Source organism: Prosthecobacter gellanilyticus (assembly GCF_007992435.1).
Lineage (GTDB): Bacteria > Verrucomicrobiota > Verrucomicrobiia > Verrucomicrobiales > Verrucomicrobiaceae > Prosthecobacter > Prosthecobacter gellanilyticus.
This window is the reverse complement of sequence record NZ_BKAG01000055.1, coordinates 1-20,456: the sequence shown is the minus strand read 5'-3', so window position 1 is coordinate 20,456 and position 20,456 is coordinate 1. Positions and strand designations below refer to the sequence as shown.

Sequence of the window (20,456 nt, the reverse complement as noted above, 5' to 3'; positions counted from 1 at the left end):
CAGCCGTCCTCATCTCAAAGCGCGAACCCGGAACGGGTTCCGCATCTTTCAATGGGTCCCCGCTTCTCCCCCGATCCAGCGCCTTCAGGAGAAGCGGCCTGATGTCACCCTGTTGCACGAGCCTCTCTAAAGCCCCTCGGTTAGGTATTGAGTCCAACGCTCGTCGTGATAGCCTCGCGGCATGCACCCGCTGTCTGCCCGGATCTTCTTGCCGTATGCCACGACAATTGCTGTTAGGCTTTTGACCGCCTTCACGCTGGCTCTGCCGCCGTTGTCATACGCTCAGGACCCAACACCTCCCGGCTTCGCCAAATGGCTCCAGCCCATGGACTGGCAGCGCGACAGTGACCAGCCTGTCTTCATCATCGGCGAGAAAGGTGAGTTCGATGACACACACATCCTCTCACCCAGCGTCATCTATGAAAACGGCGAATACTCGCTGTATTACATGGGCTCCACGAATGACGTCATCGCTAAAGGCCTCTACAAGCCCGCGACCGATCTCAGCGACGAACAGAAGAAGAAAATCCGCGCCAACGAGCACAAGGACCGCATCTACAAGATCGGCCTCGCTCGCAGCAAGGACGGCATCCACTTCACCAAATACGAGAAGAATCCCGTCCTCACTTTCGGCGATGACCGTCGCGGCCTCCTGACTCCGAATTTCCTCCGCCATCCGGATGGATCGGTTCTGCGCGAGAACGGTAAACTCGTCATGTACTTCACCGCCGCAGACATGCCCGGGAACTACAAGCATATCGTCCATCGCGCCATCAGCGAAGACGGCATCCATTGGTCATCTCCGTCCGAGCCCTTGCTTGAGAACGCCTATGCCCCTTACCTCATGAAGGAAGGCGAGACCTATAAAATGTGGTTCACCGATGTGGGCAGGCGCCCATGGGTCATGCGCTACGCCGAAAGCCCGGACGGCCTCAAGTGGACCGTGAATGCAAAGCCTGCGATCCAGCCCAAGGAGCAAAAATGGGAAGGTGCAGGTGGAGATCTCGTCATCCTCCCCTCCATCGTCTACCCCTCGGTCTTCAAGCAGGATGGCATCTACATCGCCCTCTACGGCACCTTCTGGGAAACCCAGCATCGCACCGCCATTGGCCTCGCCGTGAGCACTGACGGACTCAGCTGGAAAAAGTTCGAGGGCAACCCCGTCTTCACACCTAACCAGAAGAATGACTGGGAATCCAACTTCACCACCAGCCAGACCATCATGAAGCTCCCGGACGGCAGCTATCGTCTCTGGTATGGCGCCCGCCAGGGCCCCATCCCCGGCTCCAACCCCAAGAACCCCAGCTGGGCCCACATGTACTACGCCATCGGCACCGCCCATTGGAGCGGGCCAAAGTGACGTAGAGCATCTAACAACGTGCTTGGAGCCTCGAAGAGGCGAAACTCCTCAGCCCAGGGCAACGCCCTGGGAAAATGGAACTCTTGAGAATTTCACGCCCCAAAGGCCTGAAAGGCCGGCACTCGACTCCTCGGCTGCATTACCTCAGCCCCGCTTCGGCCTCTTCACCACCCGCAGCTTCCCACTGCTGCCACCACCGCAGAAGAAACGATCTTTGCCATCCGACTCAAGACCCGACACCCCCACGCCTTCAGGCATCGTTAGACTCTCCAGCACCTCACCGCTCTGCGGGTCAATGTGGCGGATCTCACTCTCATCTTCCCACGTGCCGTGCCACAGCTCGCCGTCCACCCAGGTCACACCAGTGACGACACGATTGGACTGGATCGTGCGCAAAATGGCGCCGTCTTTAGGATCCAGCTGATGGATCTTCTTCCCATCCGCCTGCCCCACCCAAAGACTGCCCTCCGCCCATGCCATTCCCGAGTTGTCGTCCTCACTCGGCGCAGGGATCGTGGAGAGAATCTCACCGGTTCCAGGATTGATCTTTTGAATGCGCCCCTCGGAGAGCTGGTAGAGATGACGGCCGTCATACGCCGTGCCGGAATGAGCAGGCACCTCCAGAAAGCGCACGATCTCGCCGCTGTCCGGATCAAAGGCATTCAGCCGGTTGTCAGACGCCCACCACACGACCTCGCCATCATAAGTCACACCGTGGACTCGGGGGTTGCCGGGAAAGGGACCGAACTCGCGAACAATATCAGCAGGGGATGTTGGGGTTTTCATAGGTGAGACCATACTAACGGCTCGGCAGCACCGTGGGGAGTAACATGATTGTCGTGAATCCAGGAACCGCGGATGACGTCCAGCGCCGCGCACGAGCACGGCCAAACCACTGCACCTTGCCATCCTCAGCCAGCGCATCCAGCGACCGCTGCACCGTGCGCTGACTGATCCCAAGGGCCAACGCCAGCGCGGAGCTGGACCAGGCCTCGCCATCCGCCAGAAAGGCCAGCACCGCGCCGTGCTCCTCCTCCACCGGCCAGGACAGCACGCTGACCTCGGCCTTGTCACGGGGCTGCAACACAAACCCCAGCATGGTCGCCTGCACATCCGCCATCGGCTTCAGCAACTGCCGCAGCCTGCCGATCTCCACCCGCAACCGCGCGCGATGAGACTCATCCACCTTCTTTGCTTCAAAAGCAGCACGCAGAAGCGCGGTGCGGGACACATCCCCCGGCCAAGCCTCCGCCAGAGCACGCACAAGAGCAAACAGCACAGGCCGCGTCGTCAGCGGCACCACCATCTTCCCGCGCCTCACCACACGCCGGCACGCATCCACCACCAAGGCTCCGGAGCCTAACAAACTTTCCACCTCATCAATCTGGACCAGCCTTTCCCTGCCCCGGGTGATGTGACGCGCGGCGGGTGTGTCCAGGCGCAACGCCGCAGCCTCCACCTCTGCTCTCAAAGCGGGAATGCGTGAACGCTGCGCAGCCTCCCGGGCCCGCGCAAAAGCAGTGCGGGCACTCTCCGTGCGCAGCCGCTGCATAAAGATGCCCGCCACAATCAGCTCATGCGCCGCCCTCCGCGCCGGCGGCAGTGGCGAGGCATCGATGGCACCCAGCATCTTCTCCGCCGCGCCCATCTCGCCTAACAAAAGACATCGTCTCGTCTGAAGATGCACCGCGTGAATCGCATTCAAGGCATCTCCATGCTTCTCCAGGGTCACCCGGGCTGCCTCGAGCTCCTTCACCGGCCAGCCCAGCTCCCGTGACACAAAGGCAATCTCCGCCTGCGCCAGCACACAGCGCGCATGTGCCACCGGCTGCTTCACACCAAAGGCACGCGCCGCTCGTTTGAGCAGCCCTTGCGCCTGCGCCAGATCCCCGAGCTGCGCCAGCGCAATACCGCGCAGCGCCAGCGCAGGTGCCTCCTCACGCAGCGCCACGCAGTTCAGCGCGCGCAGCGGATCTCCCGCAGCGAGGGCGGAGGCAGCCGCGGAAATGAGTGAGTCCATGCAGAGTGAAAATCGCGCCACCGTTGTCACTCACAGCCTGAACTGCCAAGCGATAACTTGTTTCCAGCGACACCACCAAGGTTCGTCAACGCACATCCACCAACAACTCATCACACCTCTATGAGCACACCCAAAATCGGAACCCAAGAAGAATGGCTGAAGGCACGCCTGGAACTGCTGAAAGCCGAGAAGGAACACACACGTCAGAGCGATGAACTCGCCAAAAAACGCCAGCAACTCCCCTGGGTGCCCGTGTCCAAAGACTACCGCTTCACCACCGAGTCGGGCGCGGCGAAGCTGGCCGACCTTTTCCAGGGTCGCTCGCAGCTTCTCGTGTATCACTTCATGTTCGGCCCGGACTACACCGCCGGCTGTCCGTCCTGCTCCGCCATCGCGGACGGGTTCAATGGCATCGTCACCCATCTCGCGAACCACGACGTGCTGCTCACCGCCGTCTCGCTCGCACCTTTGGAAAAACTTCTCGCCTTCCGTCAGCGCATGGACTGGAGCTTCCCATGGGCTTCCTCCATCGGCGGCGAGTTCAACTTCGACTTCTGCGCCTCCTACACGCAGGATCAGCAGCATGAGGGCATCGAATACAACTACACCCGCGAGCCCCAGCAGCCCTGGCGCGATGGCGAACCCGGCGGAGGCGCCAGCGCGGAGTTTCAGTTCGCCACCGCCTGCGGTGTGAACACACCCACCTACATGCGCCAGCGTCCCGGCATGAGCGCCTTCATTCAAAAAGACGGCGTGGTGTATCACACCTACTCCACCTATTCACGCGGCGTGGACGGCCTCTGGAGCATGTATCCCTGGCTGGACCGCGCACCACTCGGCCGCAATGAAAGCGAAGGCATCTGGTGGCGTCATCATGATCGCTACGATTCAGCATCCCCCACCGCCTCCACCTGTTGCCAGCACTCCACCAAGGCCAGCTCATGAGTACGTCACCATGCTGCCAGGGCCGGCTCAAATCGAGCCGGCCCGAGGCCACTCCACCACACAAGCGAGGCCTCATTCAAGGGACGAGCCTCCTGCTCTCCAGCCTCGCCCTCATCCTCATGCCCAAGTGTCCCGTCTGCGTCGCCGCCTACGTCATGCTCTTCACGGGAGTCAGCCTGTCCACCACCAGCGCCGGCTACCTGCGGACAGCATTGATCGTGAGCTCCATCAGCGTGCTGACGATGCTGCTTTTTGCATGGTTAGGTAGAATGTGCCGGTCAAACGGAAATCATTTGCTGAGATCACCCTCACGAAAGGATTGACTTGGGAGGCTGGCCTACCCAAATGAGTGTTCCTGCCAGGAAATCACCCATCAAATCGACTCCATGAAGCGCCGCATCGTCTGCACCCTCCTTCTTTCCCTCACCCTGACTCTCACCGCCACGGCCAAGGACGTCGGATTCCCCAAGGAGGAGCCGGCAGTCTCGCTGGCGAAGCCCGAGGGCTGGAAGTCCAAGTTCGAGGAAGGCAGGCTCTACATCACCACGGAGGACGATGAGAGCGTCATCATCGAGGTCTCGGCGCTCAAGACCCCGAAAGCCAAGGGTGCCGAGGCACTCGCAGAGATGAAGGCCTCCGTGGAAGAGACCTTCAAGAACGTGGAGTATAAGCCCATGCAGGAAGGCGGCAGCAACAACGTGGGCCTCTACATTCTCAATGGCACCGGCGAGGACGAGGACGGCAAGGCCGTGCTCAATGCCATCATGGTGACCAATGGCGACAACGACGACCTCTACATGGTCTTCATCGCCTCCACCCCGGAAGGCTCCAAGGAATACGGCGAGGACATCGCCACCATCCTGGCCTCGATCAAGAAACCGTAAGCTCAGCAAACAAGGCTTTTTGTTAGGCTGGAGATCCTCGATGGGTCTCCAGCCTTTTTTTGGGAGTACGTTGTTCACGCTTCAGCGTGTTCAATGAACTCCCAATCCCACGCTAGATCATAAACAACCTGCTTCAGGAACGCCACTACTTCGCGGCCTTCTTCGCCGGCCCACCCTGCGGCACCACCTTCACCGCATCCGCAGAAACAGGTGCCTGTGCTGAGGTCAGCAGCGGCAGATCATCCGGCAGCTTCTTCACCCAGAAATCCCTGTACTGGATCTTCATCACCGGCCCGCGATGCACCTGCACGGCAATGACACCTTCCAGGGCGCGGCCTGCTTCATCGAGATCGATCACGTCCACCGTCGGCACACCATCGATCCAGTGCTGGTGATGATTCCCCTCAACGAGCACGCGATAGTCATGCCATTCACCGGAGGGGAAGGACTTGATGGGCAGCTTGCCGACCACCCACGGCTGGCCTTGTGGATCGATGACCACCTTCTCACCCGTGTGCGCGAGGATGCGCCGCCCGCGCTCCTCATAGAGCATGCCGTTGTAGTCATCCTTGTCCGGCACCACATCACATTGATAACCCGTGACCACCCATTCGCCAAGATCAGGCCGCTCCTTGCCGCGATACTGAAGCCCGCTGTTCCCACCCTTCGTGACCTTCACCTTCACACGCAGCTCAAAGTTTTTCACTGTGCCTTCCTTCCAGGTGATGAAGCGGTTGTAGTCCAGCTTGCCATCCGTCACCCCCGTGAGGCAGCCATCCTCCACCGACCACCAAGTGCTGCCGCCGCTCCAGCCGCTGAGGTCCTTGCCATTGAAGATGGCCTTGAAGCCTTCGGGCAGCGTGGCGGCCTTGTCCTGGGCTTGGAGGCCGGTGGCTAGGGAAAACAGGATCAGGCCAAGGGTGAAAGCGGTCCGGAGCATCGTGCGAAAGGTTTGGTTAGAAAGAGGAGCAAGTTCGGGAGGAAGAATAAACGACCTGAAGATCGCGGCATTTATCAAAAATCCGGCATCTAAATGGAAGCGGGTGGCAGGCCGGAAACTGTCACCACCTTCACGTTGAATGCGGCGGTGGGTGGCGTATTCTCAGTGCCCCCCGGGCTCCTGTGATGACTCTTTACTCAAGATATCTCGGTTCACGTCACGCCTGGGGCGGACGTGGTGTCTGTCACTTCCTGCTGACCCTGGTCATGGTGCTGATGGCCGGGCGAGCCCAGGCAGGCTGGAAGGAGCGCCTTTGGGTGGACAGGCAGCCGCTGGCGGAGATCGGCAATCGTTATCTCTCGGTCAGCGAGGTAAGAGGCATCATGCCGGATGGCACTGTCATCTTTGAGGGCTACAGCCGGTTGAATCCCCAGGACACAAGTGTCGACATCGGCTGGTATTACATCCGCCGGGGCGAGCTGCCACGGCCTCTGGGCGGCCTGGCCATGTACAGTGATGTGGATGATGTGCTGATCGGCTCCGACAACAAAATCGCGGTTGTGAGATGGGTCCGCGGCCCGAATGGCGGCCCGGGCCCGGCCTATGTCCATGTAGGCACGGTGGACAATTTTGGGCCGGCCATCCAGGGAGGAGTGGCGAATTACAACTCCCCGACGGATATCCCAGAACTGCGTAACTTCTACGACGGCAGCAAGCTGGCCTTCACGATCGGCAACTTCGTGTATCGGTGGATGGGCAGCGGGGAAGCGCAGTTGGCGCACAGCCCCAGCAGCTCAGTGCCGGGCGCGCCGGCGGGTTATACGCCGAGCTATTGGGGGCTGACCTTTATGGCAGCGGACGGGCGCATGCTCGTCTACGTGGTTTACTACCGGGGTGGCTTTGAGGCGGGCAGCGTGAACTGGGTTGTGGACGTGAATGGCGACTACACAAGAGTCGGCGGGCGGGTCTACTCCTTGCAAGCAAGCAACTACCAATACTTCCACCCGCCTGACCCGGGCCGTCCCGCGAACCAATTGTCCGTCACGGCCTACACCACCAATGCCGCAGGTCTGTATGGAGGGCGCGCCGTCAGCGTGAACCCCAGCACGCGGGCGGAGGTTCCGGCGAAGATTCTGGCCACACGCCTCATGGGCGGCCCGCCGACGGTGCTCAGAGATCCCGCCACATTCTCAGGCAGCAGCGCCTTTGACTGGGCGAATGATCTTTACCTGTATGTCCCGCAGATGGGTGCCAATGGACAGCTTTTGACGACGGGAGCCATCACCCTGCCACCGCCTAACAACACCCCTGCCCGCAATGCCCTGGCCTGGTTTGAAAACGGCAGCTGGCAGCTGCTGGCCAAACATGGGGATGTGCTGCCGGGCATGGCGGAAGGTGAGAGCCTGGGGAACTATTACTTTTTTAATCTGGAGAATGATGGCTACATGACGCTGGAGTCGGGCATCGAAGGACCCGGAACGAGCACGGCGAACAATGCTGGCTTCTGGATCGGGCAGAAGACGTTGGAGGGTGCCACCTTTGACCTCATCTTACGACGCGGTGAAACCGTGGCCTTTCCCGGTGATGTCACCGCCACGCTGACGACCATCTATGCCCCGCCGGAGCAGCCTTACAGCTTCCCGCAGGCGGGTCCTGACTGCGGACGCCGCCGGACCATGACGGCGGACGGCACCATGGCGCGGCATCTGGACTTCACCACGCCTGGCGGTGGTTATGCGAGCGCTCTCTACCTCATGGGACCGGCTCCGATTCCCTCCGTCACCACACTGACACCCACCGTGCAAACAGCCACCTCGCTGACGGTGGCGGGCACGGTGAATCCGGCGGACACAGAGGTGACCGTCTCTGTCCAGTATGGCGCCACCGCTGCACTGCTGGACAAGACAGTTCCAGCCTCTCCGGGCACGCTCTCGGGCGAGACAGACCAGGCCGTCTCAGCCGTCCTCCCCTTCCTGCCGCCGAACAAAGATTGCTTCTACCGCGTGATCGTCACGCACATCGGCGGCACCACGGTCGGAAACACGGTCAAGGCCAGGACCTCTGCAGGCGCAGGCACCGCCCCCACAACCACCACACTGGCGGTCATGCCTGCCAGCATCACCCCTGCCCAGGCCGTGCTAAAGGGCACCGCCAAGCCCGGCAGCGCAGCCACGGCGGATGTGCGCTTTGAGTATGGCCTCTCCGCCACAGCACTGAATCACGTGATCACGGCGGATCCGGCCACCGTGACTGGATCCAGCGCCACCACGATCTCCGCCAGCTTGAGCGGTCTGCTGCCGCACACGAAGTACTATTACCGTTCTGCCGCCGCCAGTGCCACGGGACTCGGCACAGGCAGCGTGATGAACTTCACCACCCTGGACCGCAAGCCCGTGGCAACTCCAGACACCGCGCTGGCCGTGCTCGGCAGCCCGGCGCCGATCCACGTCCTAACCAATGATACCGATGCGGATGGAGATGCTCTGACGATTAAGTCCTTCACCTCGCCTTTGGCGTCCCAGGGCAAAGTGGCAAAGTCACCCTCCGGCACCGCCATCATTTTCACACCTGCGGCCACCTTCACCGGCGGCGCCACCTTCGCCTACATCGCCCAGGATGCCTTCGGCGGTGTGTCAGATCCAGTCAGCGTGACGGTGGACAAAGACACGATCGGCGTCGCCCCCACCAGCAGCCCTGCGGGCCTTCTCGCGGCCGGCCTCACCTATCCGGTGACGGTAGACACCGGCGGCGCCAGCACGCCCTGGTCCGCTGTGGAGAGCTCACCCTTTGTCAGCCTGTCCACACTTCAAAGCATCGCAGATGGCTCGATCGATGTCACCATCGCGCCGAACACGGGCAAAACAGCACGCACGGCCACCCTCACCATTGGCGGCGTGACACACACTATCACCCAGCCAGGCGTTGTCGCGCCAGTGTTCGTCTCATCACCCACAGTGCCCCTGGCCATCGTGGGCGGTAATTTTAACATGACAGTGCCCACGAGCACACCAGCCCTCCCTGCCCCGGCCTACACCGCCGCACCTCTGCCTGCCGGGCTGAAGCTGGTGGTGGATCCTCTCACCGGCGTGGCCCGCATCACCGGCGTGCCAACGAAAGGCGGCAGCACCAGCGTGACCGTGAAGGCCACGAATGCAGCGGGTCCGAGCAGCGTGACCTTCACCATCGTCGTGCGTGATCTGCCAGGCAGCTTTGTGGGAGACTACGTGGCGCTGATCCGCGGCAATGACTATGTGAACACCGGCAACGGCGCTCATCTCAGCTTCAAAACACAGCCGACGGGTTCGTTTTCGGGAAAGCTCACTTTCTCGCCGACCGAAAGTTTCCCGATCAGCGGCGTCTTGAATGTGACACCGGCAGCGGCTCAAGATCCAGTGGCACCCGCGACCGCTCAGATCATCATTCCGCGCAAGAGTCCGGACATTCCACTAGTGCTGGAACTGGTCCTTGCCACGACAGAATCTGGAGGTGCCGACCGGCTCACTGGCCTCTTGTATATGCAAGGCTACCAGCAAAGCACGGAAGCAAATTTCCTGGGCGGCTGGCGCGGCTCCTGGAGCAGCGCCACACCTGCCACCACGCTGAAGGACACTAAGGGCAAGGACGCGCCCGAGTACTACACCATCGAGGTTGCACCACCGGACAGCAACACCGCGCGCCCCCTGGGCAGCGGATACATCACCGCCACAATGCAGCCCGCAGGCGCCGTAAACTGGACACTGGTGCTGCCGGATGACGTCACCGTGACAGGCAGCGGCCCGGCATCTCCCACACTGCAGTTCATCATCTTCAGCGCGCTGTATAAAAAGACCCTGACGAATTATCTCGGCTTCATCCGCGGCCTTCCGAGGATCACGCGGCCTAACAATCTAGTCGACCAGACACTGCGCTGGCGCAAGTTCAGCCAGACCGCCCCCGGCGTGGCACCCACCTACACCTACTTGTCCTCGTTTGATTTCAATCCAGTCATGACGGGTGCCCGCTACACAGCACCGACGGGCATCGTCCTCGGACTGGTGGGAGGCACTTCGAATGCACGGCTGGAGTTCGCCAATGGCGGCATCGCATCCGCCGCTCAGGCAGCCAGCATCAACCAGACCTTCACCATCAGCGCCGCCAACAAGGCCACCTTCACCGCTGCCAATAATCCCACCAATGTGACGCTCACGCTGAATCCCGCCACAGGCTCCTTCAACGGCACCTTCAGCCTCACCGATGGCGCCGTGAAGCGCACCGGCATCAAGTTCAAAGGCGTGCTGCTGCCGGATGCCGTCACCCCCGCGAACAGTCGCGGCAAAGGCTTCTTTGTGCTGCCACAGCTCCCCGCGACCGGGACTTCGACAGCGACCACATCACGTCTTTCAGGAAGCGTGTGGCTGAAAGCACCGTGAGCGGGCCAGCAGAAAGCACGTTCTCTATCGAACCATATCTAGCTGCCCGTCCTTCCAGTCATGACCAGTTTAGGGTGGCGTCGAACTGGTGCTCGCGTCATGCTCATGCCGGTCTGGCCTCAACATCAACCAGACATAAGGCACCAAAAACACGAGATTAGCCAGGAGGCGGATGTCAAACCACACCCGCCATTGCAGAACGTAAAACTGCACGGTGACCCACGGCTCTTGAGCAGTTCGGGAGACCAGCAGCACATACAGCGGCCACAGAAGTCCCAGCGCGGCAAACCTTCGCCGAAAGCCCAGATACTGTAGCCGCCGCGGAGCTACATAGGCGAGCAGGGTCCCCCAGATAAAGAGGGTGCCCGCCAGGCCACCGTGCAAAAACGGAGTGCTCAGCACAGCGAGCGCAATCGACAGAAGTAATGTACCGAAGAACCACCGTGCAAACGATGCCCTTCTCAGTGTGTGACGGCCTCCAGGTGCATCCCGGTCGCGCTGGACCAGCGGCACATGCACGCAGACCAGTCCTATCCCGCAGAGAATGCCCAGATAAAACAACACCGTCCCCAACGGAGATGGTCCTTGGGGTTCCGCCACTGGGACGGAAGCGAGGCCAGAGAAAGGGAGCAGGGCATCACAGATCATGACGAGCACATCTCCAGCTAAGCCAGGTCGGTCAGTGCACACAAGCCTGGGTTTTTCCGGTCACTACGAATTGCTGCTAGACTGCTGGATGAATTGTCGCATGACCATTGATCCACCATGAGCAGCGAAACAAGACACCGAGGCATGCATCCGGCGGACCGGGAGATGTTTGGCGCGCAGGCGGCACCGGCCCTGCGTCAGGCCGTAGCGGATCTGTCCTGGCTGTTCAGCCGTGGTTATGCGCGCACCTCCGCGCTGAAGCTTGTGGGAGACAGACATGCGCTCACCGAACGGCAGCGCACGGCCGTCGGGCGGGCGGCTTGTGCGGATGAAAACCTCGCTCAACGCTCACGCCACCAGCTCAAGCCTAACACAATGCGTGATCATGAGGTCATGGTGGACGGCTTCAATCTGCTCGTAAGTCTTGAGGCCTTTCTCAGCGGTGGCGTGCTGCTGCTCTGCCGGGACGGCTGTGTGCGTGACATGTCCAGCGTGCATGGCTCCTACCATGCGGTGGCCGAGACCGATGCAGCCATCCTCACTGCGGCGGAGCGTTTACAGGCCCTCGGCATTCGTTCCGCGCACTGGCTGCTGGACAGTCCCGTGTCAAACAGCGGCCGGCTGGCGCAGCGCCTGCGGGAGCTCGCCGAGGAGCATCACTGGCCCTGGACCGTGGAGGCTGTGTTCAATCCTGACACCGTGCTCAAGGAAGCCAGGGACGTGGTCGTCATCAGCTCCGATGCCGCAGTGATCGACCGGTCGGAGCGCTGGTTCAATCTGGCTGCGGACATCATCCTCAGCCAGTCCAGGCCCGAGACATGGCTGGTCGATCTTCAGCACGCCTGAAGCCCCGCCTCAGACTCACCCGTGCATCATGCCAAAGACGAAGTCCATGTCCCGCACATCCACAGTCGGAGGCACCACGCTCTGGTTGCCGCCGGTGATGGAGATGTCGATCTGCGTCACCACGCCACAACCATCAGCCCGGTCTCCCTGCATCGTGCGGGAACCTTTCTGGATGCCCATCTCCGCCTTCACATTGTAGGAGCCGCCGCCCAGGGAAGTGATGGAGAAGTTCAGCCGGTCTGAAACCCTGGAGCCCTGGGACGTACTGACCCTCATCATGGATTCCTGGGTGGTAGGATCTCCCAGCAGAGACATGGTGATGGAAGCGGCCACGGCCTGGAACAGCGGACGCGTCACGCGGCCAGCCTCTTCAATGGACGGGAACTTGGCCACCAGACGGTCGAGCGTCCTTTCCATCAGAGCGTGATCCTGAGTGCCGCAGCCCGGGATGTGCTCGCCATCGATGGTGATGCCGTTGCGGAAGAAGTCCTTCAGGAAGCCCTCGGAGAAATGCGCCGCCTTGCCCTGAAGGCTCATGGGAGCGTTTGAGTAGGCAGCCGCCGCGGAGGGCGTCTTCACCATGTCATCCTGGATGCTGACTCCGAGTCCCGTCAGGGCCTGCTCCTTGTTAAAGCCACCGTGGACCACCATGCCGTCAATGCCATGCACACCTTCACCCGCCTTGGCGCGGACGAAGCCCAGGGAGAAATTCCCCACTCCCACATCCAGCATGCCATTGATCTGCTCCTTGCTCATGCCGGCGATCTCACCCAGTCCGGCCAGCACGTCCATGCAGGCGACCTTGCGCATCATCAGCTCATGACTTGGCACCTCGGACCGGTCCAGATCATAGCGGGCTCCCATGAATCCACTGTCAGGCATGGTCAGCTCGTCCAGGATCTTCGGCGCAGTCTGCGCGTTCAGTTTTTCCGTTCCATCCCCGGACTCGACTTCAACGAGGGACAGGCTGGTCTTCATGACCAGGTCACGCACCGTGTCCGCTTCATCAATGCCGGCGATGCCTTCACGCAGCCCGACCTCTGAGTTGATGGACCGTCCCATCTGCTCCACATAGCGCCCCAGAGCCTCGCCGACCTGGGTTTTGTTCAGGCCGCCGGTGGTGATGGCGGTCACCATCGTCTCACCATGCGGGATCATCTCCACCGCGGCATCGATCATGCCCTTGGTGAACATCTTGTTAGAATCAATGATCGATTCCTTGAGCGCGGCCTTGTGCTTGGGCTCCATCTCCTGCTCCTCCAGATGCTGCAGGCCGTCCAGGAAGCTCTTCACCACCTCGTTGCGCTTGGTCACAGCCTCTTCAAGAGTCGGCGGGTGCAGGTTGTCCGCATTGAACAGGCAGCCCGTGGTCAGCTTGTCTGAAAGTTTGTTCGCCAGCTTGCCCATCTGTTCCGGAGTCATCTCCAGCTCGATGCCGCGCTCCTCGGCCTGTGACATCACGGCCCTGTAAAGAGCACCCTCCGTGTCCGCATGACCACCCACGGTCGCCACCATGGTGTCGATCCCCGTCTTCACGCGGGCCAGGGCAAACTGGCGGCAGGCCTCGTCCACCTGTGACTTCGCATAGTCCTGGGTAGGCGTGGCCCCATCTCGGTCCGCCTTCTGCTGGACGCTGCTTTTGATCGTGTCCTTGATCTGCTGGAGCTCGCCCTCACCCAGCGTGGCGATCTGGTCTTCCATGCCAAACGCGGTCATGTGCTCCGTCAGCTTCGTGCGCATTTCAGCACCAGGCTCCATGGAGCACATGGGTGCGCACATGCTGTTCACGTTCAGCCGGATGTTCGCCGTCTTGGCCTGCGCCTCGCTGGTCTCCTTTTCCTTCAGGCGGATCACATCACTGATCACCTTGGCCACCTGGCGGCCCGTGATCGGCTTGCCCTCCCGGAGATGCGAACCGAAGCTCGTGCGGGCGATGTCGACATAGCGGTCTCCCAGGCCTTCCGCGTCCCGGATCTGCCGGAGCACACCGGTCATCATGTTCTTGTTCGCCTGCACCGCGGTGCCGATGTTCAGCTTCGACTTGATCCAGTTCACCGCACGTCCTGCCCAGTTCGAGGAGTCTGCGCGCACCTCCGACTGTGTGGTGACCTTGGCGTGCTCGTCACCGATGACGTTGAAGTTCTGGGCGACGTTTCTGAGCTGGGCGATTCCGGACATAATCAGTGATGGGAGTTCTCTGCCTACTAACCCGGACGAAGCGGAAACATTACACACGAAGTGCCATCAGCGCCGGATCATGGCCCTCATGCCTCGCCGCGCCCTCTGCATCCGCGCCCCCGGGTGCCAGCTCCGCGTGGATCTTTTCAGCGATGTTCAGGTAGCCTTCGATGAAGGCCGTGAGCCGTTCTCCATCCAGGCCGCCTGCGGGGATCTTGTGGCTGAAAATGATGCCGCCTTCAGGCCCGTCCACCCCCAGCACGCCGCCGCCGGTTCCGCGGAAAAAGCAGTTATGCTCCAGCAGCTTCTGATAGGCCGCCAGACGGTCGCCTTCATGTCCAGGAGCCTGCCCCACACGGCACATGGCGTAGATCTGCGCCTCATCACCCGCATGCTCCAGGTTCACCGTCAGGCCGTCAAACTGCAGCGCGCAGCAGCCCTGCTCATCCCAGGCTAGTTCGGGAATGCCGATGGCACCGCCCAGTCCTGTCAGCGCTTCCTGGATCTGCTTCACATCGTCGGGGGTCGTGCTCATGCGCCATGTCTCCCGAAGTTGGTTTCACATGTCAACTCCAAAGCCTCCAGGTCACAACTTCGTCATCATCATGAATGATGACGTCGCGCAAAAGCACACGCGCACCGTCTGCTCGATGCATCACGGACATGCGCATTTGCGCAGCGGCAGCCGCACCGTGAAGGTGGTGCCATCCCCCACCGTGGACTCCAGGCTCACGCGGCCATGATGCAGCTCCACGCAGTGCTTCACCAGCAGCAGTCCCAATCCCGTGCCGGGAGTTTCCCCCACGTTTGAAGCACGATAAAAAGCCTCATAAAGCCGCGCCTGATCTTCCGCAGGGATGCCGATGCCATGATCCCTCACGCTCAGCACCACCTCCTCGTCTTCACGACGCAGCTGGAACTCCACCGGTGAGCCTTCAGGAGAATACTTCACCGCATTGGAAAGCAGGTTGCTGATGATGTGACGCAGCAGGGACTCGTCCATGCAGGCCTCGCTAAAGTCACCCTCGGGGGTGAAGTTCACCGGGCAGCGGCGGTGCATGGCGGAGAGGCCTTCATCCACCAGCTTCTCACAGAGATCCGGCAGATCCAGCAGCGTGGGCCGCCAGACCAGCTTGCCTGCTTCCGCACGCCCCAGAAGCAGCACCTGCTCCATGAGCCCGGACATCTGCAGCGTGGCAGAGTAGATGTCTTCCAGCAGCTCCTCATGCTTCTCGCCAGAGATCCGGTCACGGTAGTGCCGCAGCACTTCCACGGCACTCATCGTCACACCCAGCGGCGTGCGGAACTCATGCGAGACCAGGGACACAAAACGTGTCTTCAGTTCATTCAGTTCACGCTCCTGGGAGAGAGCTCGGTCGAGTTCCTCCTTCGCCATGGCCAGCTCCGATGTGCGCTCAACCACACGCGCCTCCAGGCTGGCATTCGCACCGCGCACCGCCTCCCGCGAGCGCCGCAGCAGGAAGACCCAGCCTGCCATCATGACCACGGTCATCACAGCAAATCCGAGACCGGTCCACAACCGGCGCGTGACCACTTCCTTGGCCGTTCCCAGGGACTGCAGATCATCTTGAGACACCACCCACAGGCGGATCTGCGGAAAATGCGGAGCTCCCGTCACGATGCCGCGCACCTTCAGAAGAGTGTCCGGCTCCAGACTGGCCAGCGCACCGCGCAGCGGCGCATCCAGGAAGGCCACGATCTTGTGCTCCCCATCCTCCAGCTTCATCGTCGTGCGAAACCTTCCCGGAGCCACCAGCACATCATCCACGGAAAGCAGACGCCCCTGCACCTCCACCCAGTCATGCACATGATTTCCGGCCACCACGGCGGCGATGTCTGAGGACATGGGCGCGGGCTTCGGCCCCTGCTTCACCACACGCACCACGCCATAGTCCAGGTGCACTCCTGGATCCACGCGGCCAGGGATGCCCACCACCTCCAGCTCATCACCCGTCTCCACCTTGGGCATGATGATCGGCGTGGAGAAGCGGCCGCTTTTGTCCTCATCGATCGGATGCAGCATGTAAAAGGAGAAGGCGCCTCCTTCGGCACTGCGCGCATAATAAACATTGCCGGAGGTGGCCCCCAGCAGCGTGCCGGTCAGTTTCACGCGGTCCCGGCTCGGTCCGCTTTTCAGCAGGGCCGCCACGGTGGTCGCCGGCGCATCCAGCGGATCCACCACCCCTGTCTTCAGCACCGTGACCTGATCAGGCGAAGGCGCCACCAGGGAGAGGAAGCGGCTGCCCGGCATGTAAGCGCGGTTCAGGCCCACCACGCGCACTCTCCCGCCGACCCAGTCACGCGGGAAGGAGGTGCGCGGCCAGTCACGCACCAGCACATTGCAGGAGCCCGTATCCGCCACCATCTGGATGGTGAAGAGGGACATCGAGGCACGCACCTGCAGCACCGTGCCCTCCACGCTCACCCACTGGTCCAGATGCTTGAACTCCGACACATCCGTCAGCGTGGCAGGAATCGCCGCCGGGAGTTTCCCAGGGCCAATCACCGTCAGCTTGACCAGCTTCACGCGGGTTTGCTGGCGCTCAAAGAAAGGCTCTGAAATCACCGTGCCCTCGATCTCGACTTCGGACGCAAACGCCGGCGCGGCTTCGTCTCCCGTGACGACGGAAACGCAGGCCACTCCATCATGCAGCGTGAAATCATCGCCATTGGCCGTGACATAGTTCACGACACCGCGCAGCCGCACGGTCCTCGTCCCCTTCTCCACCACTTCTGAAGACAGGGCCAGCACATCCGTCACCTTCGTCAGCACAGGCTCCGCCGTCTGCGCATGCAGGGAAGGCGCCTCCGTGACCGCGAAAACCACCAGCAGCATGCAGGCGGACCATCTCGCGAAAAGACAGGATCGGGTGAGGGGACGGGGGAGGCCGGAAATCAAAGTGGCGGAAGCCTAGCCATCCCGTTCAACCTAGGCAAGGACTCAGTGGCGGCCCTCAGGTCACATAGGACCAAAGTCGGATATCAGCCCACCAGCCGCCACGTCAGCTCCAGGCCCATGCCCGCAGGCAGCGGTGTCACCGGACCCGCCGGAGTCTCAAGCAGCGGAGTCTGGGAAGGAGCCTTCTCCATCTGGAAAGTCTCCTTCGAAGCCGGGAATCCATAGAAGGCAGGACCGTTCAGGCTCAGGAAGCGCTCGAAGAGCGCCAGTCCGTCCTTGGAACCCAGATCGATACCCGCCTCTTCAAAGGCCATGGCATAGAGCTGCGGCGCGCAGCCACCCGTGAAGCAACCGGCGGCACAGCCGCAAGCCGTGGCCTTGGTCGTGTGTGGAGCGCTGTCCGTGCCCGCAAAAAACTTCGTCTGGCCAGCAGCCGTCACCACCTTTCGCAGCGCGGCGCGGTCATCCTGAAACTTCACGATCGGCAGGCAGTAGAGATGATACTTCAGGCCCTGGATCAGATGCCCCAGCGTGTAGAGCAGATGCTGCGGAGTGATGGTGGCGCCCACATGATCCGGCGCTGCCGCCACAAACTCCGCCGCCGTGCGCGTGGTGATGTGCTCGCACACAATGCGCAGCTTCGGATGTGCCGCGATCAGGCGCGGCATGCGGTCCGTGTAGAAACGTGTCTCCGCATTCTGCTGCGCATCGATGTAGTCCGGCCCGCTCAGCGCATGCTGCTCGCCGTGGATGCAGAGCACCACCCCGCACTCCTCCATCGCCTTCAGCACCTCGCCACCGATCAGGCCATCCATCGGCACACCGTGCTCCGAGTTCGTGGTGCCATGCGGCGGGTAGTATTTGCAGGCCCGCAGCAGGCCCGAGGCCGCGCCTTCGCGGATCATCGCCGCCGTCGTATGCTTCGTCAGATAGAGCGGCACGATGAGCTGCTCAAAAGCCTCCGCTCCCGCCGCACGCAGCTCTGCCGAGTAGCTCTCGATGGACCAGCCATCCGCCTGCGCCGCCCCTGAGACATACGAGACCGGCGGCTGCGTGTTCGGCATGGCCAGCGCCCCCGCGCAGCCCATGTCCCGGTGCGCCTTCACATAGGCAGGCATGGCCGGGCCCTGGCGGAAGTGCGTGTGGAGATCAAACCAGCGTGGAAGAGTGAGGAGCATGACCTTCCGTTAACCGGGGGAAGCCCCGGATCAATCCCGAGATGAGAGAGACTGCATGCCGGAGGCATGGGCACGGAAGAGGCACACCCCTCAAGCCTAACCAAAAAGGCAACTCAAAGCCATGGGCGGCGCTTTCTTTTTCGTTCAGCGCGGCACCACCGCCACATAGTTCCTCACCGTGCTCCAGCCGGGCTGGCTGATCTCACGACCATCGCTCGTTCGCGCATAAAAGGCAGTCGATCTGCCGCCATCCAGGTTCAGGGCACGCTCCACACGCATGCCCGCAATGAGATCTGGCGTGGCGAGCATCTTGGCAAGACCTCCCAAGGTCGTGTTCCGCACCACGCCGACTAACCAACGATGCTTTCCATCGGTGGCCAGGAAGGTCCGCGCCGCTGTCTTGGTGGCATTCAGGCCTGCCACCGGCTGCCCGCGATCCACCAGACGCGGCCCGGCTTGCAGGAGGTCGCTGGCACCCGACGTGGAGGACGATTCACTGTTCCAAACCAGCGCGGGCTCGCCCTGGCGGACACGCAGCATGCCAGACACCAGGGAGGAGCGCGTGAGCTGCCCCTGTGGTTGACCATTCGCGATCATGAGGCCCAGTGGCGTGAAATCAGGATGGAAGTAGCCGCCGTTCACTCCGGCGATGGCCCCCACCGAGCGCATCGAGTTGCCCAGGGTATCGCCCAAAGACCAGGACTCCGGCTGGTCGATCACCCGCAGCGTGCAGTGGCGGCTGTCAAAAGAGACCACAGACACGTCCGCCATTCCACCCTCCGCCGGGACGCTTTTTTCAAAAAAAGAGACATGATTGAACAGATCCGTCCCCTCAGCCCTCAGAAGCGGCCCCGTTGCACTCCCGGGCAAGGTTTGAGACGCAGGCTCCAGCGGCCATGGAGCCACCTGCGGCTCATTTTGCACCCAGCCCACCGATTCCCGATCCCCCTGGGCTGTCCCAGGAGAAGTCCGGTGGCTGCACGCGGAAAAGAGCAGTAGAAAACAAGGAAGGAATGAAAGATGCTGAGGCATGGGTGGAGTTTTCCAGAAATAGGACGCTCTACACACCTTCCACCCAACCCACAGGTTAAAGAAACCTGATTTGAGTTTGCAGATTTACTTAACTTATATTAAATTTTTAACCGATATGGATTCTTTAACAACCTCTCTCCCGGCTCAGGTTCCGACCGCGATTCGCTGGTTGGGGCTGGTCGTGTTGGCCGCCACCCTGGGGGCCTGTACATCGAATACTCCAAAATCTGAGATTGTGGTCAGCGTCAAAGACCAGAAGCTCGGCCTCTACAGCCAGGGTGAACTCAAGAAGCAGTTCACCATCTCCACCTCCAAATTTGGCATCGGCGACCAGCCCAACAGCTACCGCACACCGCTCGGCAAGCATGAGGTCATCGCCAAGATCGGCCATGGCCTGCCCACCGGCGCCGTGCTGAAGAGCCGCCACTGGAATGGCGAGGTGCTGAAGCCTAATGCCCCCGGCCGTGACCCCATCGTCTCCCGCATCCTCTGGCTGCGCGGCATGGAAAGCACGAACCGGAACGCCATGAACCGCTTCATCTACATCCACGGCACCACGGAAGAGAACCGCCTCGGCAAGCCTGCCAGCTACGGCTGCATCCGCATGGGCATGAAGGACGTGGTGGACCTCTTCAACAACGTCGGCATCGGCGCCAAGGTGGTCGTCACCCGCAATCCGCTGCCAGCCGGTGAGAAGATCCCGGAAGCTCCTCTGCCGAAAGCCGAAGTCGTGGTGGCCGGGATGAGCGAAGACGCCCAGCCTGTGGATCCCAAGAAAGCCGGCACTGCTGCCCCTGCTGCCTCAGGCATCCCTACCGACGCCATCCCCATCGGTCCAGCCAACGCTGTGCACGCCAAGGCCGACAAGAAAGAAGCCCCCGTAGCCAAAGGCAAGTCCACCAAGAAGTCCTCCTCCAAGAACGAGAAGATCACCACCGGCAACCGCCGCGTGAGCTCCATGGTGGCCCACGGGTGATTTGCGAAAGTCGCGAAGCGTCCCGGAGTGCGGTGGCAAGCGCCTGAGCTTTACTCATAAGTCTTGTGACAACATCGTTGAGTGCGGCAGGCCGCAGCGCATGAGGAGCGCGGACTTCAG

Annotated in this window: 16 protein-coding genes; 7 read left to right on the top strand and 9 right to left on the bottom strand. The window is 61.6% G+C overall.

What is annotated here, in order from left to right; all coding sequences use genetic code 11:
• The first annotated feature begins 181 nt into the window (after positions 1 to 181).
• Positions 182 to 1,360 carry a glycoside hydrolase family protein gene (locus BGE01nite_RS24610; protein WP_146854756.1) on the top strand — a complete coding sequence of 393 codons (1,179 nt, stop codon included), beginning with the start codon at positions 182 to 184 and terminating at the stop codon, positions 1,358 to 1,360.
• 144 nt (positions 1,361 to 1,504) lie between these two features.
• On the opposite strand, the gene BGE01nite_RS24605 is transcribed toward BGE01nite_RS24610, so the two are convergent.
• Positions 1,505 to 2,146 carry a Vgb family protein gene (locus tag BGE01nite_RS24605; protein WP_146854754.1) on the bottom strand — a complete coding sequence of 214 codons (642 nt, stop codon included), beginning with the start codon at positions 2,144 to 2,146 and terminating at the stop codon, positions 1,505 to 1,507.
• Between the two features lie 13 nt (positions 2,147 to 2,159).
• Positions 2,160 to 3,380: a helix-turn-helix domain-containing protein gene (locus BGE01nite_RS24600; RefSeq protein WP_146854752.1), complete on the bottom strand. Its 1,221-nt coding sequence runs from the start codon at positions 3,378 to 3,380 to the stop codon at positions 2,160 to 2,162.
• A 120-nt stretch (positions 3,381 to 3,500) separates the two neighbouring features.
• On the opposite strand from BGE01nite_RS24600, the gene BGE01nite_RS24595 reads away from it, so the two are divergent.
• The 3 genes from BGE01nite_RS24595 to BGE01nite_RS24585 all read left to right on the top strand — a co-directional run bounded on the left by BGE01nite_RS24595 (position 3,501) and on the right by BGE01nite_RS24585 (position 5,209).
• Positions 3,501 to 4,325 carry a DUF899 domain-containing protein gene (locus tag BGE01nite_RS24595; RefSeq protein ID WP_146854750.1) on the top strand — a complete coding sequence of 275 codons (825 nt, stop codon included), beginning with the start codon at positions 3,501 to 3,503 and terminating at the stop codon, positions 4,323 to 4,325.
• The gene (locus BGE01nite_RS24590; RefSeq protein ID WP_146854748.1) at positions 4,322 to 4,648 is read left to right on the top strand and encodes a hypothetical protein; all 327 of its coding nucleotides are present in this window, start codon (positions 4,322 to 4,324) and stop codon (positions 4,646 to 4,648) included. The genes BGE01nite_RS24595 and BGE01nite_RS24590 overlap by 4 nt, the downstream gene beginning before the upstream one ends.
• A gap of 63 nt (positions 4,649 to 4,711) precedes the next feature.
• Complete coding sequence (locus BGE01nite_RS24585) at positions 4,712 to 5,209, top strand: hypothetical protein (RefSeq protein ID WP_146854746.1); 498 nt, start codon at positions 4,712 to 4,714, stop codon at positions 5,207 to 5,209.
• A gap of 145 nt (positions 5,210 to 5,354) precedes the next feature.
• On the opposite strand, the gene BGE01nite_RS24580 is transcribed toward BGE01nite_RS24585, so the two are convergent.
• Positions 5,355 to 6,149, bottom strand: coding sequence for a 3-keto-disaccharide hydrolase (locus BGE01nite_RS24580; protein WP_146854744.1), 795 nt, complete (start codon positions 6,147 to 6,149; stop codon positions 5,355 to 5,357).
• Between the two features lie 185 nt (positions 6,150 to 6,334).
• Here BGE01nite_RS24580 and BGE01nite_RS24575 point away from each other — a divergent pair, with 185 nt between their 5' ends.
• The gene (locus tag BGE01nite_RS24575; protein ID WP_146854743.1) at positions 6,335 to 10,558 is read left to right on the top strand and encodes an Ig-like domain-containing protein; all 4,224 of its coding nucleotides are present in this window, start codon (positions 6,335 to 6,337) and stop codon (positions 10,556 to 10,558) included.
• Positions 10,559 to 10,627: 69 nt separating this feature from the next.
• On the opposite strand, the gene BGE01nite_RS24570 is transcribed toward BGE01nite_RS24575, so the two are convergent.
• A complete protein-coding gene (locus BGE01nite_RS24570) occupies positions 10,628 to 11,206 on the bottom strand; it encodes a hypothetical protein (protein ID WP_146854741.1) in 579 nt (192 codons plus the stop codon).
• Between the two features lie 117 nt (positions 11,207 to 11,323).
• Here BGE01nite_RS24570 and BGE01nite_RS24565 point away from each other — a divergent pair, with 117 nt between their 5' ends.
• Positions 11,324 to 12,052: a DUF434 domain-containing protein gene (locus tag BGE01nite_RS24565; protein WP_146854739.1), complete on the top strand. Its 729-nt coding sequence runs from the start codon at positions 11,324 to 11,326 to the stop codon at positions 12,050 to 12,052.
• Between the two features lie 15 nt (positions 12,053 to 12,067).
• Here the strand turns inward: BGE01nite_RS24565 and BGE01nite_RS24560 are convergent, their stop codons facing one another.
• From BGE01nite_RS24560 to BGE01nite_RS24540, 5 genes are all read right to left on the bottom strand, one after another.
• Positions 12,068 to 14,230 (bottom strand): hypothetical protein, encoded by a 2,163-nt coding sequence (locus BGE01nite_RS24560; RefSeq protein WP_146854737.1) that lies wholly within the window; start codon positions 14,228 to 14,230, stop codon positions 12,068 to 12,070.
• Positions 14,231 to 14,279: 49 nt separating this feature from the next.
• A complete protein-coding gene (locus tag BGE01nite_RS24555; RefSeq protein ID WP_146854735.1) occupies positions 14,280 to 14,765 on the bottom strand; it encodes a type III secretion system chaperone in 486 nt (161 codons plus the stop codon).
• A 120-nt stretch (positions 14,766 to 14,885) separates the two neighbouring features.
• Positions 14,886 to 17,087: a sensor histidine kinase gene (locus BGE01nite_RS24550; protein ID WP_146854733.1), complete on the bottom strand. Its 2,202-nt coding sequence runs from the start codon at positions 17,085 to 17,087 to the stop codon at positions 14,886 to 14,888.
• 146 nt (positions 17,088 to 17,233) lie between these two features.
• Positions 17,234 to 18,328 (bottom strand): amidohydrolase family protein, encoded by a 1,095-nt coding sequence (locus BGE01nite_RS24545; RefSeq protein WP_146854731.1) that lies wholly within the window; start codon positions 18,326 to 18,328, stop codon positions 17,234 to 17,236.
• A gap of 144 nt (positions 18,329 to 18,472) precedes the next feature.
• Positions 18,473 to 19,090: a phosphodiester glycosidase family protein gene (locus tag BGE01nite_RS24540; protein WP_170267030.1), complete on the bottom strand. Its 618-nt coding sequence runs from the start codon at positions 19,088 to 19,090 to the stop codon at positions 18,473 to 18,475.
• A gap of 505 nt (positions 19,091 to 19,595) precedes the next feature.
• Between BGE01nite_RS24540 and BGE01nite_RS24535 the strand changes: the two genes are divergently transcribed.
• Complete coding sequence (locus tag BGE01nite_RS24535; RefSeq protein ID WP_170267029.1) at positions 19,596 to 20,336, top strand: L,D-transpeptidase family protein; 741 nt, start codon at positions 19,596 to 19,598, stop codon at positions 20,334 to 20,336.
• Positions 20,337 to 20,456 lie beyond the last annotated feature (120 nt).

Excerpts from the sequence above, each read along its gene's own strand:
- BGE01nite_RS24555 (WP_146854735.1), bottom strand. The coding sequence starts at position 14,765 with ATGAGCACGACCCCCGACGATGTGAAGCAGATCCAGGAAGCGCTGACA.
- BGE01nite_RS24600 (WP_146854752.1), bottom strand. The coding sequence starts at position 3,380 with ATGGACTCACTCATTTCCGCGGCTGCCTCCGCCCTCGCTGCGGGAGAT.
- BGE01nite_RS24560 (WP_146854737.1), bottom strand. The coding sequence starts at position 14,230 with ATGTCCGGAATCGCCCAGCTCAGAAACGTCGCCCAGAACTTCAACGTC.
- BGE01nite_RS24610 (WP_146854756.1), top strand. The coding sequence starts at position 182 with ATGCACCCGCTGTCTGCCCGGATCTTCTTGCCGTATGCCACGACAATT.
- BGE01nite_RS24545 (WP_146854731.1), bottom strand. The coding sequence starts at position 18,328 with ATGCTCCTCACTCTTCCACGCTGGTTTGATCTCCACACGCACTTCCGC.
- BGE01nite_RS24565 (WP_146854739.1), top strand. The coding sequence starts at position 11,324 with ATGAGCAGCGAAACAAGACACCGAGGCATGCATCCGGCGGACCGGGAG.
- BGE01nite_RS24605 (WP_146854754.1), bottom strand. The coding sequence starts at position 2,146 with ATGAAAACCCCAACATCCCCTGCTGATATTGTTCGCGAGTTCGGTCCC.
- BGE01nite_RS24585 (WP_146854746.1), top strand. The coding sequence starts at position 4,712 with ATGAAGCGCCGCATCGTCTGCACCCTCCTTCTTTCCCTCACCCTGACT.
- BGE01nite_RS24570 (WP_146854741.1), bottom strand. The coding sequence starts at position 11,206 with ATGATCTGTGATGCCCTGCTCCCTTTCTCTGGCCTCGCTTCCGTCCCA.
- BGE01nite_RS24580 (WP_146854744.1), bottom strand. The coding sequence starts at position 6,149 with ATGCTCCGGACCGCTTTCACCCTTGGCCTGATCCTGTTTTCCCTAGCC.
- BGE01nite_RS24550 (WP_146854733.1), bottom strand. The coding sequence starts at position 17,087 with ATGCTGCTGGTGGTTTTCGCGGTCACGGAGGCGCCTTCCCTGCATGCG.
- BGE01nite_RS24575 (WP_146854743.1), top strand. The coding sequence starts at position 6,335 with ATGACTCTTTACTCAAGATATCTCGGTTCACGTCACGCCTGGGGCGGA.
- BGE01nite_RS24595 (WP_146854750.1), top strand. The coding sequence starts at position 3,501 with ATGAGCACACCCAAAATCGGAACCCAAGAAGAATGGCTGAAGGCACGC.
- BGE01nite_RS24590 (WP_146854748.1), top strand. The coding sequence starts at position 4,322 with ATGAGTACGTCACCATGCTGCCAGGGCCGGCTCAAATCGAGCCGGCCC.